General features: G+C 68.1%; 14 protein-coding genes. 5 read left to right on the forward strand and 9 right to left on the reverse strand.

Going from position 1 to position 16,793, the window contains the following annotated elements; all coding sequences use genetic code 11:
* Positions 1–38: 38 nt before the first annotated feature.
* The 6 genes from EJP67_RS13825 to EJP67_RS13850 all read right to left on the reverse strand — a co-directional run bounded on the left by EJP67_RS13825 (position 39) and on the right by EJP67_RS13850 (position 7,692).
* Positions 39–1,865, reverse strand: coding sequence for an ATP-binding response regulator (locus EJP67_RS13825; RefSeq protein ID WP_126022289.1), 1,827 nt, complete (start codon positions 1,863–1,865; stop codon positions 39–41).
* 61 nt (positions 1,866–1,926) lie between these two features.
* Positions 1,927–2,640, reverse strand: coding sequence for a response regulator transcription factor (locus tag EJP67_RS13830; protein WP_126022290.1), 714 nt, complete (start codon positions 2,638–2,640; stop codon positions 1,927–1,929).
* Between the two features lie 68 nt (positions 2,641–2,708).
* Complete coding sequence (locus EJP67_RS13835; protein ID WP_126022291.1) at positions 2,709–3,695, reverse strand: Bug family tripartite tricarboxylate transporter substrate binding protein; 987 nt, start codon at positions 3,693–3,695, stop codon at positions 2,709–2,711.
* A 58-nt stretch (positions 3,696–3,753) separates the two neighbouring features.
* Positions 3,754–4,983 (reverse strand): acyl-CoA dehydrogenase family protein, encoded by a 1,230-nt coding sequence (locus tag EJP67_RS13840; protein WP_126022292.1) that lies wholly within the window; start codon positions 4,981–4,983, stop codon positions 3,754–3,756.
* A 1-nt stretch (position 4,984) separates the two neighbouring features.
* Positions 4,985–6,532 (reverse strand): AMP-binding protein, encoded by a 1,548-nt coding sequence (locus EJP67_RS13845; protein ID WP_206169496.1) that lies wholly within the window; start codon positions 6,530–6,532, stop codon positions 4,985–4,987.
* Between the two features lie 158 nt (positions 6,533–6,690).
* Entirely contained in the window at positions 6,691–7,692 is a 1,002-nt protein-coding gene (locus EJP67_RS13850; protein ID WP_126022294.1) for a LysR family transcriptional regulator, read from the reverse strand.
* Positions 7,693–7,964: 272 nt separating this feature from the next.
* Between EJP67_RS13850 and EJP67_RS13855 the strand changes: the two genes are divergently transcribed.
* Both EJP67_RS13855 and EJP67_RS13860 read left to right on the forward strand, forming a co-directional pair.
* Positions 7,965–8,333: a phage integrase family protein gene (locus tag EJP67_RS13855; protein ID WP_126022295.1), complete on the forward strand. Its 369-nt coding sequence runs from the start codon at positions 7,965–7,967 to the stop codon at positions 8,331–8,333.
* Positions 8,330–8,983, forward strand: a complete 654-nt coding sequence (locus tag EJP67_RS13860) for a hypothetical protein (protein WP_126022296.1) — start codon at positions 8,330–8,332, stop codon at positions 8,981–8,983. Before EJP67_RS13855 ends, EJP67_RS13860 begins: the two co-directional genes overlap by 4 nt.
* 359 nt (positions 8,984–9,342) lie before the next feature.
* On the opposite strand, the gene ssb is transcribed toward EJP67_RS13860, so the two are convergent.
* Positions 9,343–9,882 (reverse strand): single-stranded DNA-binding protein, encoded by a 540-nt coding sequence (gene ssb / locus EJP67_RS13865; RefSeq protein ID WP_126022297.1) that lies wholly within the window; start codon positions 9,880–9,882, stop codon positions 9,343–9,345.
* Positions 9,883–9,990: 108 nt separating this feature from the next.
* Between ssb and EJP67_RS13870 the strand changes: the two genes are divergently transcribed.
* Together EJP67_RS13870 and uvrA are read left to right on the forward strand one after the other, a co-directional pair.
* Positions 9,991–11,382 (forward strand): chloride channel protein, encoded by a 1,392-nt coding sequence (locus EJP67_RS13870; RefSeq protein WP_126022298.1) that lies wholly within the window; start codon positions 9,991–9,993, stop codon positions 11,380–11,382.
* A gap of 49 nt (positions 11,383–11,431) precedes the next feature.
* Positions 11,432–14,521: an excinuclease ABC subunit UvrA gene (gene uvrA, locus EJP67_RS13875; RefSeq protein ID WP_126022299.1), complete on the forward strand. Its 3,090-nt coding sequence runs from the start codon at positions 11,432–11,434 to the stop codon at positions 14,519–14,521.
* 31 nt (positions 14,522–14,552) lie between these two features.
* On the opposite strand, the gene EJP67_RS13880 is transcribed toward uvrA, so the two are convergent.
* Positions 14,553–15,032 (reverse strand): type II toxin-antitoxin system VapC family toxin, encoded by a 480-nt coding sequence (locus EJP67_RS13880; RefSeq protein ID WP_126022300.1) that lies wholly within the window; start codon positions 15,030–15,032, stop codon positions 14,553–14,555.
* Positions 15,029–15,799 (reverse strand): hypothetical protein, encoded by a 771-nt coding sequence (locus EJP67_RS13885; RefSeq protein WP_126022301.1) that lies wholly within the window; start codon positions 15,797–15,799, stop codon positions 15,029–15,031. Before EJP67_RS13885 ends, EJP67_RS13880 begins: the two co-directional genes overlap by 4 nt.
* Positions 15,800–15,899: 100 nt before the next feature.
* Between EJP67_RS13885 and EJP67_RS13890 the strand changes: the two genes are divergently transcribed.
* Positions 15,900–16,790, forward strand: coding sequence for a DMT family transporter (locus EJP67_RS13890; protein WP_126022302.1), 891 nt, complete (start codon positions 15,900–15,902; stop codon positions 16,788–16,790).
* The last annotated feature ends 3 nt before the right edge of the window (positions 16,791–16,793 follow it).

Here is a 16,793-nt window from a genome sequence, read left to right on the forward strand (position 1 = left end):
ATGCCGGTGCCAGCCGGTTCGCCGGACGCGTGGCGGGTTCAGGCGTCCTCCATGCGCGCATCCATATGCACGAGCTCGATGATGGCTTGCATGAGCGTGGCCGCGCTGACCGGTTTGAACAGCACCGGCACCCCCCACTCGCGCACGCGCTGCAGGCGCTCGGGCGCGGTCTCGCCGGTGATGAGCAGCATCGGCGCATCGAGCCTGAAGCGCTCGCGCAGCCGCAGTCCCACCTGCAGGCCCTCGGCACCGTCGCCCAGGCGGTAGTCGCACATCAGCAATGCGACCGGATTCAGGTCCGCGTCGGGCTGCGCAAGGACTTCCACTGCCTCGGCCTCGTCGGCCACCGCCACGACGTCGATGCCGTAGGCGCGCATGAGCTCGGTCATCGCCTCGCGGATGTCCTCCTCGTCGTCGATCAGCAGTGCGCGCCCGCCGAGTTCCGGCACCTGGAAGAAGTGGCGAACCGGCGATTCGAATTCCTGCAGCGGCAGGCTGTCCTGCGATGCCTCCGAGGGTTCGGCCAGCGGCAGCACGAGACGGAAGCGCGTGCCGCGCCCGGGGCGCGAGCGCAGTTCGACCCCGTGGCCGAGCAGGCGGCCGAGGCGCCGCACGATCGACAGCCCGATGCCCAGGCCGCGCGAGCGGTCGCGCCCCGGGTTGTTCACCTGGTAGAACTCCTCGAAGATGCGCTCCGCCTGCTCGGGGGCGATGCCGATGCCGGTGTCGCGCACCTCGATCCACACCTGCTCGCCGCGCCTGCGCGCCATCACGGTCACGCCGCCCTGGCGCGTGTACTTCAGCGCGTTGTCAACGAGGTTGGAGAGCATGCGGTACAGCAGCTGCGGGTCGCTGCGCACCCACAGGCCGCTGGCGCGCACGCGCAGCTGCAGCCGCTTGCGCTCGGCCTGCACGGAAAAGGTGTTGTGCAGAGGCAGCAGCAGCTCGTCGAGCCCCAGCGCGATCGGCACGGGCTGCACCACGCCGGCGTCGAGCCGGGAGATGTCGAGCATGGTGTCCAGCGATGCGCCGAGCGCGTTCACCGCGCGCATCAGCCGCTCGACGTTTCGCTCCTCGGGCCGGTGGCGCAGCGTGTTGCCCAAAGCGGCGCCGAACAGCGCGATGGCATGCATGGGCTGACGCAGGTCGTGGCTGGCGGCGGCGAGGAAGTGGGTCTTCTCGGCGCTGGCGCGCTCGGTGGCGGCGATCTGCTCGCGCAGCTGCGCGGCGAGCGCCTCGTTCTCGAACTGCAGGATCAGCGTGGCCGTCAGCCGCTTGTTCTGCTTGACGCCCTCGCTCAGCGTCAGCACGAGGTTGACGAAGGCGAAGCCGGCCAGGAACCAGTTGAGCGCGCCGCCATACCAGGCCAGCGAGATGATGAGCCCGCTCATCATCGGAATGCCGTAGCCGAACATCGCGGTGCGCAGCGGCCAGCGCGCCTGCACCGCGCGGGTCCAGCTGCCCATGATGACCACCGTGACGAAAGTGGTCAGCATCGAGTCCTGGATGCTCACGAGGAAGAGGCTGCTGGGCGCGGTCACGGTGCTGACCGCTGTGACGATGCGGGTGTACTTCTTCGCCCACGCGGGCGTTTCCGACAGCGGCACCTGCGGCGTCCAGCGCGGCGTGACGATGGCGTACAGGTCCACCAGCACGATCGCGGTGATCAGCGCCACGATCAGCAGCCTGAAGGCCGGATCGACGAAGAAGTAGCCGAAGCACCCGATGCCGATGGCGAAGCCCATGTGCGCGACGATGGCCGTGGTGTGGCCCGCGTACAGCGAGGCGACGTGCTCGCGCAGCACGCGCAACTCGAGCGTGGCGTCGACGGGCAAGCGCCCCGGGGCCGGATCGTTCTTCTTCATTTCCCTTGTCTCCCTTCGAGGCCTTCATCGCGCCCCGTTGCCTGCCGCGGCAGGGTCCGGCTCAGCGCAGGCTGCTGATCAACTGCGCGCGCGCGCGCATGCCGAACTGCAGCAGGATGCCCGCGACATAGTTCTTGACCGTGCCTTCGCTGATCTCGGCCAGCAAGGCGATCTCGTGGTTGCTCTTTCCCTCCAGCAGCCAGTTGAGCACCTGCAGCTGCCGCTTCGTGAGCTTGTGCCGGGCGTTGCTGGACGAAGGCGCCACGGCATCGGACGGCGCGGGCATGGCGGGAGGCTGGTAGTTCACCGCGTCGCCGCCCAGCAGGCCGCAGGCGCGGATGAAGCTCACGACTTCGCGCAGCGTGGCCGACTTCGGCAGGTACGCGAAGGCGCCCAGCGTCATCGCTCCCTGCGCGAGCGTGTCTTGCGCGAGCGTCGTGGTGCCGGTGCCCGAGAGCACCACGATGCGCGCCTCGGGATAGCGCGATCGGAATTCCATGAGCCCGCTCAGGCCCTGCGTGTCGGGCAGCGCCAGGTCGAGCAGCACCAGTTCGATCGCTTCCTGGTTGTCCTCGAAGACCGCCATGGCCTCGGCCAGGTTGCCGGCCTCTAGCACCTCGATGGGCGTGGCCGACACGTTGGCCTCCAGCAGCGCGCACACGCCCATGCGCACGAGGTCGTGATCGTCCACGACCAGGATGGCGCGCGGCCGCGCGGGGTCTCGCTGTCGCCGGGTCTCCTCGGCCGGGGATGCGGGCCTGTCGGTCTCTGTCATCCCCCGGATGCTATTTGCGACCCGTGGGGCACCGTAAGTGCCCAAAGTCATGGCCGCGCCCGGCAGGCTCAGAGCGGCTCCAGCCCCACCTTCTTCATCATGGCCTCGGTGAATACCATCTCTTTAGTGAAGCCGGTGGTGTAGGTCGAACCGTCCTGCATGTCGACCCTGCCGCCCTGCTCCTGCAGCGCCGCGACCACCCTGGGCTGCGCCAGCGCCTTTTCGAAGGCGGTGCGGATGCGCTGCACGATGGCGTCGGGTGTGCCAGCCGGCACCGAGATGCCGCCCCACGAGGTGAGCTCGGCCCCCTTCACGCCCTGCTCCGCCAGCGTGGGCACCTGCGGCAGCACGGGGTTGCGCTTCGCTCCCGCCACCGCCAGCGGACGCAGCTTGCCGGCCACGATCTGCGGATAGGCCACGCTGAAGATCGGCATGCCGAACGCGACCTGGTCGCCGAGCACCGCGTTGACCAGCTCGGAGGCGCCCTTGTAGGGCGCATGCAGCGCGGTGACGTTCTCGGCCGAGAGCAGCATCTCCACGCCCAGGTGCGAAGGCGTGCCCACGCCGCCCGAGGCATAGGCCAGCTGCCCGGGCTGCGCCTTGGCCCTGGCCACGAGGTCGGCCAGGCTGCGGACGTCGGAGCTGGCGTTCACGACCAGCACCACGTCGGAGCTGGCCAGCCGCATCACGTGGCGGAAGTCCTTCAGCGCGTCGTAGCCCGGGTTGCGGTACATGCGCATGTTGGCGGCCATGGGCGCGGCCGAGTAGATCCAGGTGTAGCCGTCCGCCGGAGACTTGGCGACGATGCGCGCGCCGATGTTGCCGGCCGCGCCGGCCTTGTTCTCGATCACCACCGGCTGGCCGATGACCGGCGCCACCGCCTCGGCGAGGATGCGCGCGGTGATGTCGGGGCCGGTGCCGGCCAGGTAGGGCAGCACCCACTTGATGGGACGGCTGGGGTAGGCCTCTTCGGCCCGCGCGAGGCCCGTGCCCAGGGGCAGCAGCATGGCGGCCAGGGCGTGCCCAAGCAGCTTGCGGCGATGCGGATCGGTCATTGTCTTGTCTCCTGTCGCTTGTCTCTTTGTGTGCTTCTTCGGAACGCGCAAGGCGTTCTCAACCCGCCTCGGACGCCAGCAGTTCCTTGGCGATGGTGTTGCGCTGGATCTCGCTGGTGCCGGTGAGCACGCGGTACATGCGCAGCAGGCGGAAGAGGAACTCCACGCGCCGGCCCTGCACGATGCCTTCGCCGCCGTGGATCTGTACCGCGCGGTCGGCCACGCGGAAGGCGGTCTCGGAGCAGAACAGCTTGGCCATCGAGGCCTCGGCGCGCGCGTCCGAGCCCGCGTCGATCTGGCGCGCGGTGTGGATCATCAGTGCGCGCGCGGCCGCCAGCTCCGTCGCCATGTCGGCCAGCATGTGCTGGATGGCCTGGAACTGGCCGATGGCGCGGCCGAACTGCCGGCGCCGCAGCGCGTAGTCGCGCGCGTCGCGCAGCGCCACCTGCGCGAGCCCGACCATCGCCGGGCAATGCAGCAGGCGGTTGACGGTGATGCGGCCCAGCGCCAGCGCCAGGCCCCGGCCCTGCTCGCCGATCAGGTTGGCGGCCGGCACGCGCGCGTTCTCGAACACGATGTTGCCGGTGCCCGACTGCCCGGCCATGGTCTTGTAGCCCGATTCCACGCGCACGCCCGGCGCCGCCAGGTCGACGAAGAAGGCCGACACCTCGCGCTGCGCGGGGTCGGTGGCGGTGGCGGTGGAGGCGACCAGCACCGCGAAATCGGCGAAGGGCGCGCCCGAGATGAAGCGCTTGCGGCCGTTGACGACGTACTCGTCGCCGTCGAGCACCGCGTGCGTCTGCACGGCGCCGGCATCGGAGCCGGCCTGCTCTTCCGTCAGCGCGAAGCAGATGGCCTTCTCGGCCTCGGCCACCGGCACGATGAAGTTCCGCATCTGCCACGGCGTCGCGAAGCGTGCCAGCGCGCCCACACGCGGCGGGCCGCTCAGCTCGCCGAACACATGCGGCGCGAAGGGCGAGCCGGTGGCGTAGATCGCTTCCTTGATGAGCGCGTGGTCGAGCACCGAGAGGCCCATGCCGCCCATCTTCTCGGGAAGAGTCATGCCGTAGAAGCCCAGCTCGCGCGAGCGCTTCCACACGCGCTGCAGCAGCTCGCGGGGCGCGCCGCGCTCGCTGTCGATGTCGTGCTCGCGCGCCAGGTCGGCCAGCTCGCCGTTCAGGAAGGCCTGCACGCGGCCGATGACTTCGGCGGCGCGCTCCGAGCCCTCGAAGGGCCCCGCGAAGATCGGTGCCATGTTGTTGATGGCGGGTGTCGTCGTCGCATCCATCTCAGTTCACCATCCTCTCCTGGCCTGCCCAGTACGGCGCCTGCACCGCCTTGCGCATCACCTTGCCGTTGGGGTTCTTCGGCAGCGAGGCCACGAACTCGATGTGGCGCGGGCGCTTGAAGCCCGCCAGCCGCTCGCCGCAGAAAGCGTCGATGGCCGTGCCCTCGGCCGCGCGGCCGGGCTTGAGCACCACGTGCGCCGCCACCGACTCGCCCCACTTGTCGTCGGGAATCGCGAACACGCAGGCTTCCTGCACCGCTTCGTGCTGGAACAGCACCGCCTCTACCTCGGAGGGATAGACGTTGAAGCCGCCGCTGATGACCATGTCCTTCTTGCGGTCGACGATGTAGACGTAGCCCTCCTCGTCCATGCGCGCGAGGTCGCCAGTGTGGTAGCGGCCGTTCTTCAGCACCTCGGCCGTGAGCTCGGGCGCGCGCCAGTAGCCGGCGAAGATGTCCTCGCCGCCGACCACGATCTCGCCGATCTCGCCGGTGGCCACCGGTTGGCCCTCGTCGTCGAGGATGCGCACGTCGCATTCGAGCAATGGGCGCCCGCACGAGGCCAGGCGCTCGGGCCGCGCGGCGCGGGCATGAAGGTGGTCGTGCGTGGTCAGCGCGCACACGCCAGAGGTGGTCTCGCCCGCGCCGTAGCCTTGCGACAGCACGGGGCCGAACACGTCCATGGCCTTGAGGATGCGCGCCGGCGCCATCGGCGCGGCGCCGTAGCCCAGGCGCTGCAGGTCGGGCAGCGGGCGGTATTGGCCCTCGAGCTCGCCCAGCAGCATGTTGATCATGGTCGGCACCATGAAGGTGTGCGTCACGCGGTCGGCGCGCATGTCGGCGATGAAGCGCGCCGGCTCGAAGCCCGAGAACAGGCGGATCGTCACGCCGCTGCACAGCGCCGGCACGATCTGCATGCCCGAGGCATGCGTGACCGGTCCCACCAGGCCGAGGATGTGCCCTTCGTGCATGCCCTCGGAGCGGATCAGGAACTTGCGCAGCTGCGCGAGCCGGTTGCCGAAGGTCTGCATCGCGGCCTTCAGCACGCCCGATGAGCCCGAGGTGTAGTGCAGCACCGCGAGCTCGTCGGCATGCACCTCCACCGGCGCGAAGACATCGCTGGCGCGAGCGAGCGCGGCCTCGTAGTTCGTCGCGGCATCGCCGTCCAGCAGCAGCAGGCGCGGCATCTCGCCGCGGATGTGCGCCCGGAAGCTCTCGGCGCGCTCGCTGGTGGTGACGATGATCGCGGCCTCGCTGTTGGCCGCGATCTCGCCCACCTCGCTCGGTGACAGGCGCGAGTTGAACGGCGCCTTCACCAGGCCGGCCTTGTAGCAGGCGATCTCGATCTCGACGATCTCGGCGCAGTTGGCCAGGTAGATGCCCACGCGGTCGCCGCGCGCGAGGCCGAGGCCCAGCAGCGCGTTGGCGAGGCGGTTGCTGCGCTGTTCCAGTTCGGCGTAGCTGAGCGTGCGCGCGGGGCTCATCACCGCGATGCGCCGGCCGTTGGCACGCGCGCTGCGCGCCACGAGAGCGCCGACATTGGCGACCACGCGCCTTGGGGAAATGGATGGGGGATTGATGCTTGTCTCCTGGGTGCCGCCCTTTGCGGTTCACGGCACTGTTCCAGAAGCGGCGCCGCAGGAGAAATACTGTTTGCTGATCCGCGGCCATCAACGGAATTGATGGCCCGTTGTGCCTCGGCGTGAGCTCAGCCGCGCATCATCCACTCGGCCATCCACTTGCGCTGCCTGATCAGGCTCCGTGCCTCGGAGGTCAGCGCATCCACCACCACCTGCGTGACGGCATCGAGCGGCCGCTCGGCGGTGACCAGCGTGTATGCGCGCGAAAGCTCCGGGTTCACCACGCGCGCGACCAGCCAGCCTTCGCGCGGCGCCGGGCTGTCGTTCAGCGCACAGGCCGGCACGAAGGTGAAGCCGGCGCCGCTGAGGTAGAGCGAGCGGATCACGCGCGCGGAATCGTGCTCGTGGACGATGTTCAGCGGCACGCCGCGAGCGCTCGCAGCGCCCTCCACCGCCTGCCGGATCGCGAAGCGGCGCGACTGCAGCACCAGCGGTTGAGCGGCGGCGTCGGCGAGGTCGATCAGCGGATAGGCGGGCGCACCGGCATCCGGCTTCGTCGCGGAGCGCCGACGGCCCGCGGGCGCCGCGCGCAGCAGCCGGGCGACGCGGCCATCGGTATCGCGTCCGCAGAAGTACATGCCCTCCTGCGCCATCGGCCTGCAGCGCAAGCCTTCGAGAGGCGGCGTGTCGACCAGGATGCCCACGTCGGCGCGGCGCTCGAGCACGGCCTTGCACACCGTCAGGCTCAGGCCGTCGAGCACGAAGACGCGCACGCGCGGGTGCGACTCCTTGAGCGCGGCCAGCACCGGCCCCATCAGCAGCGAGGCGAGCAGGAACGGAATGGCCAGCGTGACCGAGCCTTCGGGCCCCTGCGGCAGGCGCTGGATGCGCTCGCGCATGGCCTCGGCATCGCTCAGCAGGCGGCGGGCGTCGTCATACAGCCGCAGGCCGGCCGACGTGGGCGTGACGCCGGCATGCGAGCGTTCGAAGAGCTGCACGCCGAGCTCGCTTTCCAGCTTCTTGATCTGCGCCGTGAGCGCCGGCTGCGCCACGTAGAGCGCCCCGGCCGCACGGGAGAGGCTGCCGGCTTCGAGCACGGCGATGAAATAGCGGAGTGTGCGCAGGTCCATGCTGGCTACTATGCCTCGCGGCGCCGCAGCGGCTCCGGCGATGGACTTGCGGGCCTGGCAAACCCTGATCGGCCATCAGACATATGTTTGAAAATCAGACACGCCATTTGTCTGAATCGACGACACCATCCGATCAACGGATCGGGAAATCTCTTGTGGATCAACGCGCAGGCGCACTGGCATGCCCCATGCAAAGCACAGCCGATCCGATCCACAACACGCGCGGAATCATCGCGGGCCGCCGCTCTTCCCGTTTCGCGCCTGGAGACACCATGGACACCCTTCTTCAATCTCGCGCGGACGCGCCCCAGGCGCACGACAGCGTCGCCGCGTGGTTCGACCCGCTGCTGTCCGAAAGGCTCGCGCAGGCCGGCTTCGGCACGCTGGAGCAGCTGGCGCAACGCATCAACGATGCCGGCGTGACCTGGTGGTATCCGGTGCGGGGCATCGGCGTGAGACGGGCCGAGCGCGTCGTGCAATGGCTGCACGAGCAGCAGCAGAGCACGGGCATGGAGGTGAACCTGCGCGGCCTGCGCGAACACGGGCGGGCGCGGTCGTCGTCATGCGCAGGCGCGCAGGCTGCGGTGGAGTGCGGCTCGGATAATGCGGGCTTCGTGTCAGCAGCAACAAGGCAAGGATGAGCGCCGCGGATTTTCTTTTTTCTCCCGAAGTACAGAAGCTGCTCACGGTCTTGTACGCGGCACCGGCCGACGAGCAGTTCCCGACCGCCGAACTCGCGCGGCGCGCCAGGCTGGCGGAACCCGAAGCCACGGCCACCGTCGGGCACCTGGTCAGCAGCGGCATCGTGAAGCGCCAGGCAGCGAAGGCCGAGCAGCCCGAGACCATCCGGATCGACCGCTCCTTCGTCTTCCACGACCAGCTGCGCAGCATCGCGCTGCGCTCCTTCGCCGCGGCGGAGCCGATCCGCTCCATGCTGCGGTCCAGGTTCAAGGACTCCGTCGTGCGCGCCTTCGTGCTGGGCGAAGACGAGCAGGGCACCTTGGAACTGCTGGTCGCGCACGGCCAGTTGGTGCCCGACGAAGCCGCCATGACGGCGGCCTGCCAGAAACTGTCGAAATCCATGGGCAGGCATCTGAAGGTGCACGTCGTTCCGCTCACGCGGCTCAACGGCATGCAGCCGCGCGATCCGCTGGCGTCGAAGCTCGCCGCGGCCACGGTGCACGAGATCATCGCGCTGGGGGACACCAAGGCGGCGCTCCCCGTGGAACGTGGCGGGCTGCTGCAGGCGGCGAGGAAGAGGCTGGCGACCCTGGGCAGACCGCCAGCGTGATCCTCAGGAGAAGGACGACACCAGCAAGATGGCCGGCAACCCGGCCTGCCGCCGGGCGTGGCTGCGATCAGAAGACGCCGAAAACCTTCAGCAGGATGATCACGCCGATCGGTACGCCGCACAGCCAGAGGATGATGCTTTTCATGGGGGTCTCCTGTTCATTGGAGCGGCAACCTTAGCGAGCGCCTGGCTGGCGCCGAGACGGAAAAGGACGGACGGCGGGGTAGGCGCACTTCCACGCGCACCTCGCGCGAACTTCACGCGAGCCAATGCACGACGGCACCCGCCGGACTCCGAAATAGAAAGAGCCGCTTTCCCCAAAGGGAAAGCGGCTCTCTATTTGCAAAAACTTGTCCGGATTAGAACGGAATGTCGTCGTCCATGTCATCGAAGCCCGACGACGACTTGGCCGGTGCCTGGCGCGGAGCCGGCGCCGGAGCGCGCGGTGCGGCCGCGGGTGCGCGCGGGGCGTAGCCGCCACCACCACCACCGCCGCCTTGCGAGTAGCCGCCGCCACCGCCGTAGCCGTCGTCGTCGCTGGGACCCGACGGGCCGCCCTGGCCCTGGCGGCTGCCGAGCATCTGCATCTGGTCGGCGCGGATTTCGGTGGTGTACTTTTCGATGCCGTCCTTGTCGGTCCACTTGCGCGTGCGCAGGCTGCCTTCGACATACACCTGCGAGCCCTTGCGCAGGTACTGGCCGGCGATTTCGGCCAGGCGGCCGTTGAAGACGATGCGGTGCCACTCGGTGGCTTCGCGCATTTCGCCGCTTTGCTTGTCCTTCCAGCGATCGGTGGTGGCCACTGTGACGTTCGCGACCTGGTCGCCGCTCGGGAATGTACGCATCTCGGGGTCTCGCCCCAGATTGCCGACGACGATGACTTTATTGACCGATGCCATATGCACTGCCCCTGATAAGTGGATGGAGGAGAAGGTTGAGAAGAACCCTCGATTGTGCCCCAAGGCGACTGCCCGCAATCCCCTGAGGTGCCAGAATGGCCCGGACCGATGAATCGCGAACCCGACTTTTTCGAGCATCTGCGCGCCGAGCTGTCCAGCGGGCGGATCTGGCTCGACCGTGCCATCGTGCTGGGCTACGCCATCGCGGCGGGCCTCTTCGTGGTGGGCTTCACGCTGGCCAGCGACTGGGCCTTCGGCCAGTTCCACCGCTTCTACCGCGCCTGGCCCTGGGCCCTGCTGCTGACCACGCCGCTGATCACGGCCGGCATCGTCTGGTTCACCCTGCGCTTCTTTCCCGGCGCGGGCGGCTCGGGCATCCCGCAGATCAAGGCCGCGCTACACCCGGCCCTGCCCGACGAGCGGCGCTTCGTGTTCGCCTCGCTGCGGCTGACGGTCGCGAAGATCGGGCTGGGCATGGCCGGTTTCGCGGCTGGCCTGTCGATAGGGCGCGAGGGCCCCTCCGTGCAGGTGGCGGCGGGCGTGATGCAGCACGCGCGGCGCTGGCTGTCGCCCAACACGTCCATCGACGGGCGCGCGCTGCTGGTGGCCGGCGGCGCGGCCGGCATCGCGGCGGCCTTCAATGCGCCGCTGGCGGGCGTGGTGTTCGCCATCGAGGAGCTGTCGGGGCGGCTGGAGGCGCGCTCCAGCGGGCTGATCATCACGGCCATCGTGCTGGCGGGCCTGGTGGCTGTGTCCGCCTTCGGCAACGTCAGCTATTTCGGCGTGATCCGTGTGCCGCGGCTGGGCTGGGACGTGCTCGGGCCAGGCCTGCTGGTCACGCTGCTGAGCGGCGCCGCGGGCGGGCTCTTCGCGCGGCTGCTGATCGCCTCGCTCACCGGCACGGCCGGGCGCTTCAACCGCTGGCGGGCGCGCTTTCCGGTGCGCTTCGCGGCGGTCGGCGGGCTGGCTGTGGCCGTCATCGGGCTGGTCACGGGCGGCGTCACCTTCGGCGCTGGCTCGGAGGCGGCCAAGCAGATGCTGCAGGGCCACGACGAGCTGACGCCGCTGTACACCGTGCTCAAGTTCGTCGCCACCTGGCTCACGGCCTGGTGCGGCGTGCCGGGCGGGATCTTCGCGCCCTCGCTGTCCATCGGCGCGGGCATCGGCGACGCGGTGGCCCGGTTCGCAAGCAGCGAGCAGGGGCCGGCGCTCATCGCCATGGGCATGGCCGGCTTCCTCGCGGCGGTGACGCAGGCGCCGCTGACCGCCTTCATCATCGTGATGGAGATGGTCGACGGCCACTCGATGGTGCTGAGCCTGATGGCCGCCGCGATGCTGGCCAGCCTGGTCTCGCGCATGATCAGCCGGCCGCTGTACGACACGCTGGCCGAGCACATGGTGAGCCGTGCGATCAGCACCTCCACCGGCACCGAAGCGGTGCACCCGCCGCCGGCAGAAGCCCCGAAGTCCGAACCGCCGGTTCCCTCCGGCTCGCCATGAAATCGTCGGCGGTCTATCATGTCCGGTTGCCCTCGGACGATCGCCTCCCTTGAATTCAAAAGCCACAGCCCACACCGCAGCCGACGCGGAAAGCGCTCGCGACGCTGAACTCGAACGAAACACCTACCTCGGCGCGGTGCTGGCGCAGCAGCGCATCAGCATCCGGGGTGCGCGCACGCACAACCTGAAGAACGTCGATCTCGACATCCCGCGCAACAAGCTGGTGGTCATCACCGGCCTGTCGGGCTCGGGCAAGTCGAGCCTGGCCTTCGACACGCTCTATGCCGAAGGGCAGCGGCGCTACGTCGAGAGCCTGTCGGCCTATGCGCGGCAGTTCCTGCAGCTCATGGACAAGCCCGACGTCGACGTGATCGAGGGCCTCTCGCCCGCGATCAGCATCGAGCAGAAGGCCACCAGCCACAACCCGCGCTCCACCGTGGGCACGGTGACCGAGATCCACGACTACCTGCGCCTGCTGTACGCGCGCGCCGGCACGCCCTACTGCCCCGACCATCACCTGCCCTTGCAGGCGCAGACCGTGTCGCAGATGGTCGACGCAGTGCTGGCGATTCCCGACGAGCCGCGCCTGATGATCCTGGCGCCCGTGGCGCGCGAGAAGAAGGGCGAGTTCGTCGAGCTCTTCGCCGAGATGCAGGCCTCCGGTTACGTGCGCTTCCGCGTCGACGGGCAGATCTACGAATACAACGACCTGCCCAAGCTCAAGAAGACCGAGAAGCACGACATCGACGTCGTCATCGACCGCCTTCGCGCGCGCCCCGACATGCAGCAGCGCCTGGCCGAGAGCTTCGAGGCCGCGCTGCGCCTGGCCGAGAGCCGCGCGATCGCGCTGGAGCTGGGCTCGGAAGGTGCCCCCGACAAGGAGCACCTGTTCAACGCCAAGTTCGCCTGCCCGATCTGCCACTACTCGCTGTCGGAGCTGGAGCCGCGCCTGTTCTCGTTCAACTCGCCCGTGGGCGCGTGCCCGACCTGCGACGGCCTGGGCAGCCGCGAGGTGTTCGATCCGGCGCGCGTGGTGGCGTTTCCGTCGCTGTCGCTGGCCAGCGGCGCCATCAAGGGCTGGGACCGCCGCAACGGCTACTACTTCAGCATGATCGAGAGCGTCGCCAGGCACTACAAGTTCGACGTCGACGCGCCCTTCGAATCGCTGCCGGCCTCGGTGCAGCAGGTGCTGCTGCACGGCTCGGCGGCCGAGGAGATCAAGTTCAACTACACCATGGAGTCGGGCAACTTCGCGGGCAAGAAGCTCACGAAGAAGCATCCCTTCGAAGGGATCATTCCGAACATGACGCGGCGCTACCGCGAAACCGACTCGGTGATGGTGCGCGAGGACCTCGCGCGCTTCCGCAACATGCAGCCCTGCCCCGACTGCGGCGGCTCGCGCCTTCGCCCCGAGGCGCGCAACGTTTTCCTGGTCGACGAGAGCGGCGCGGACAACGGCGCCGAGCGCCCGCGCATGGCGATCTTCGAGCTCAGCCGCCTCACGCTGCGCGACTCCCTCGACTGGTTCCAGAAGCTCAAGCTGCGCGGCGCCAGGGCAGAGATCGCCGACAAGGTGGTGCGCGAGATCGGCCTGCGCCTGAAGTTCCTCAACGACGTGGGCCTGAACTACCTGAGCCTCGACCGCAGCGCCGAGACGCTGTCGGGCGGCGAGGCGCAGCGCATCCGCCTCGCCTCGCAGATCGGCTCCGGCCTCACCGGCGTGATGTACGTGCTCGACGAGCCCAGCATCGGCCTGCACCAGCGCGACAACGACCGCCTGATCGGCACGCTGAAACACCTGCGCGACATCGGCAACAGCGTGATCGTGGTCGAGCACGACGAGGACATGATCCACGCCGCCGACCACGTGATCGACATGGGCCCCGGCGCCGGCGTGCACGGCGGGCGCGTGATGGCGCAGGGCACGTACGCCGAGGTCTCGTCCAACCCCGACTCGCTCACCGGCCAGTACCTCTCGGGCGCACGAAAAATCGAAGTGCCCAGGCACCGCACCGCCTGGCTGCCGTCGACGAAGCAGCCCGCCTTCCACGAAGGCAAGAAGCCCCCTCGCTTTCCGCCGAGCCCCGCCGCCGAGCGCCGCGCCGCGCGCGAGGCCGCGCATCTCGCCACGCAGACCGACCTGCAGGAAATCCGCGTCGTCGGCGCCACGGGCAACAACCTGAAGAACGTGAGCGTCGCCTTCCCCGTCGGCCTGCTGACCTGCGTGACGGGCGTGTCGGGCTCGGGCAAGTCCACGCTGGTGAACGACACGCTCTATACGTCGGTGGCGCGCACGCTCTACCGCGCGCACGAGGAGCCGGCGGCGCACGAGTCGGTGGAAGGCATCGAGTACTTCGACAAGGTCATCAACGTCGACCAGAGCCCCATCGGCCGCACGCCGCGCAGCAACCCGGCCACCTACACGGGCCTGTTCACGCCCATTCGCGAACTCATGGCCGAGACCAACACCGCGCGCGAACGCGGCTACGGCCCGGGGCGCTTCAGCTTCAACGTGGCGGGCGGGCGCTGCGAGGCCTGCCAGGGCGACGGCGTGGTCAAGGTCGAGATGCACTTCCTGCCCGACGTGTACGTGCCCTGCGAGGTCTGCCATGGCCAGCGCTACAACCGCGAGACGCTGGAAGTGCTCTACAAGGGCAAGAACATCGCGCAGATCCTGGAGATGACGGTCGAGGCCGCGCACGACTTCCTGAAGGCCGTGCCCACCATCGAGCGCAAGCTGCGCACCCTGCTCGACGTGGGCCTGAGCTACATCAAGCTGGGCCAGTCGGCCACCACGCTCTCGGGCGGCGAGGCGCAGCGCGTGAAGCTCGCGCTGGAGCTCAGCAAGCGCGACACCGGCCGCACCCTCTACATCCTCGACGAGCCGACCACCGGCCTGCACTTCGCCGACATCGAGTTGCTGCTGAAGGTACTGCACCAGCTGCGCGACGCGGGCAACACCATCGTCGTGATCGAGCACAACCTCGACGTCATCAAGACCGCCGACTGGCTCATCGACATGGGCCCCGAAGGCGGCGCCGGCGGCGGCACGGTGGTGGGCCAGGGCACGCCGGAGGAGATCGCGGCGAACGAGGCGAGCCATACGGGGCGGTATCTGAAGCGGCTGCTGGCGAACTGATCGAGGGGACGGGCTCGATCATGTCCGATCGTCAGTCCCCCAACAAACCTCGCTGACCGTTCTCGAACCAGGCTGAATCGAAGCCATCCGCCAAAAGGATTGGCTTGACGACGCTGGAACCAGCGTCGTTCAGACGGCGCAAGTACTTCACCAGAGTTTGAGCATCTTCCGTAAGGATGTGCGTCAACGATTCGCAGATCGCCTGGGCGATCAGCTTGATATCGTCCTTTACAGCGCTTCGGTCATCACCGCTATCCCGCTGGAGATCGCGCATGAGCAATCCTGCAGTCATGGCATGGTCGATGTTGAACGGAAGCACTTCGAAATTGCGCAAAGGCAAATCGGTAACCGCCTGCTTGACTTGGAATTCCGATGCCGCAATTGCGGAAAGGTACAACGGAACACCGCGCTTCAGAGCTTCCCTCAAATAGCTGACCGCAGCTTGATGATGAGCACGCGCCGGATCAGCCAGTGAGATCAGATAGCTCGTATCAAGCAGGATTGCACTCACTCCTTGCCTCCCCGGAGTTCGTCAATCCATGCCCCTGCGTCAGGCACGTCACGCCAGGCCTTGGCTCCTCGCTGAGTCAGGCGCTCGAGGTCCTTCTCGTTGAACCGGCTTTCGTGCTCGACGAATTCCAGCAACCTGGCGCCCCGATACTCGCGCGTTATGACGTTGTACTCCGCAACGATCCGGACCATCGCCGGCTTGTAAAGCCGGTTGATCTTTTCGTCGCGCAGCATTTCGCGCGCAGCATCGACCAACAGTATCTTTCCGTCCGGAAGACGAATATGGGCGTTTGGTTTCGACTGCCCACCCATGTCTTCGATCTCGCCACGCACATAGCGTTCGACACGCACCCACTGGTCCGCATCGTCGGCGTGGAAATCGGACTCGGCGCTGATCACAATTGCCGCAGACAGAAAGTCAGCTCCGATGCTCACGCGCCAACGACGACCGCCGCGCGCATTCTTCTGCCATCGCTCGACCACCGCACGCCGCTTCGGCCCGATGTCATCCATCTCCTGACTGTGAGCGAGTTTTCTCAGATCGCTCAACAGAACAGGATTGGCCGTGGGTGCTGTTCGAATGGCAAAGGAGCCCTTTTCGATGGAAACATCGAGTGCGCTGGTATCGACGTCGTTGCCATCCCCCCGAAGAAATTCGTCAACATCTTTTGCAAAATTGCGGAGTATGGACAGGGGCACACGGTCGGGCGAGATCTCATATCCGGCCGACTCATCGTGCAACGCTATCAGCAACTCTTGCGCTTCCATCTGGGCATTCTAGATTCCGAAGCCATTTCCTTGTAGGGGCACCAGCATGCATCGAGCCATCGCAGGCATGAATGCACAGACCGCGCCACAATCGCGCCCCATGCCCTCCTTCACCCCGCGCCAGTTCGTCATCCTCGTTCTCCTGACCCTCGCCTGGGGTTTCAACTGGCCGGTGATGAAGCTCGGCGTGGCCGACTATCCGCCGCTGGGCTTCCGCGCGATCTCGATCTGGCTCGGGCTGCCGGTGCTGGCCGTCGCGCTGGTGTGGCTCAAGGTGCCGTTCCGCGTGCCTCGCAGCGCATGGCCCGAGCTGGTGTGGCTGGGCGCCACCAACATGTTCGTCTGGCACGCCTGCATCATCCTCGCGGTGAAGGCGCTCTCGGGCGGGCGCGCGGCGATCCTGGGCTACACGATGCCGGTGTTCTCCGCCGTCATCGGTGCGCTGCTCTTCTCTGCGGCGCTCACGCGGCGCGCATGGCTGGGCGTGGGTGCCTGCGCGATCGGCGTGGGGCTCTTGCTGTGGCACGAGCTCACGAACCTCTCGGGCCGCCCCGGCTACGTGGCGCTGGCACTGGTGGCCGCAGCCACATGGGCGCTGGGCACGCAGCTTCTGCGCCACACGCGCATCGGCCTGCCTACGCTCACGCTTTCCTTCTGGATGACGGCGATGACTGCGGTGGTGATGACGGTGCTGTCGCTGCTCTTCGAGCGCGACCAGCTCTACTGGCCCAACGGCGTGACGTGGGCTTCCATCGGCTACAACGCGGTGCTCATCTTCGGCTTCGCGCACGCCGCATGGTTCTACCTCGCGCGCGGCCTGCCACCCATCGCTTCGACGCTGAGCGTGATGTTCATTCCGGTGCTCGGCGTGTTCAGCGGCGCGGTGTGGCTGGGCGAGGTCGTGCACTGGCAGGACTGGGTGGCGGTCGCGCTGATGGTGGTCGCCATCGCCTCGGTGCTCTGGCCCTCGCGCAGCGCGGCGAAGGCCTGAGCG

The organism is Variovorax guangxiensis, assembly GCF_003952165.1.
GTDB lineage: Bacteria > Pseudomonadota > Gammaproteobacteria > Burkholderiales > Burkholderiaceae_C > Variovorax > Variovorax guangxiensis.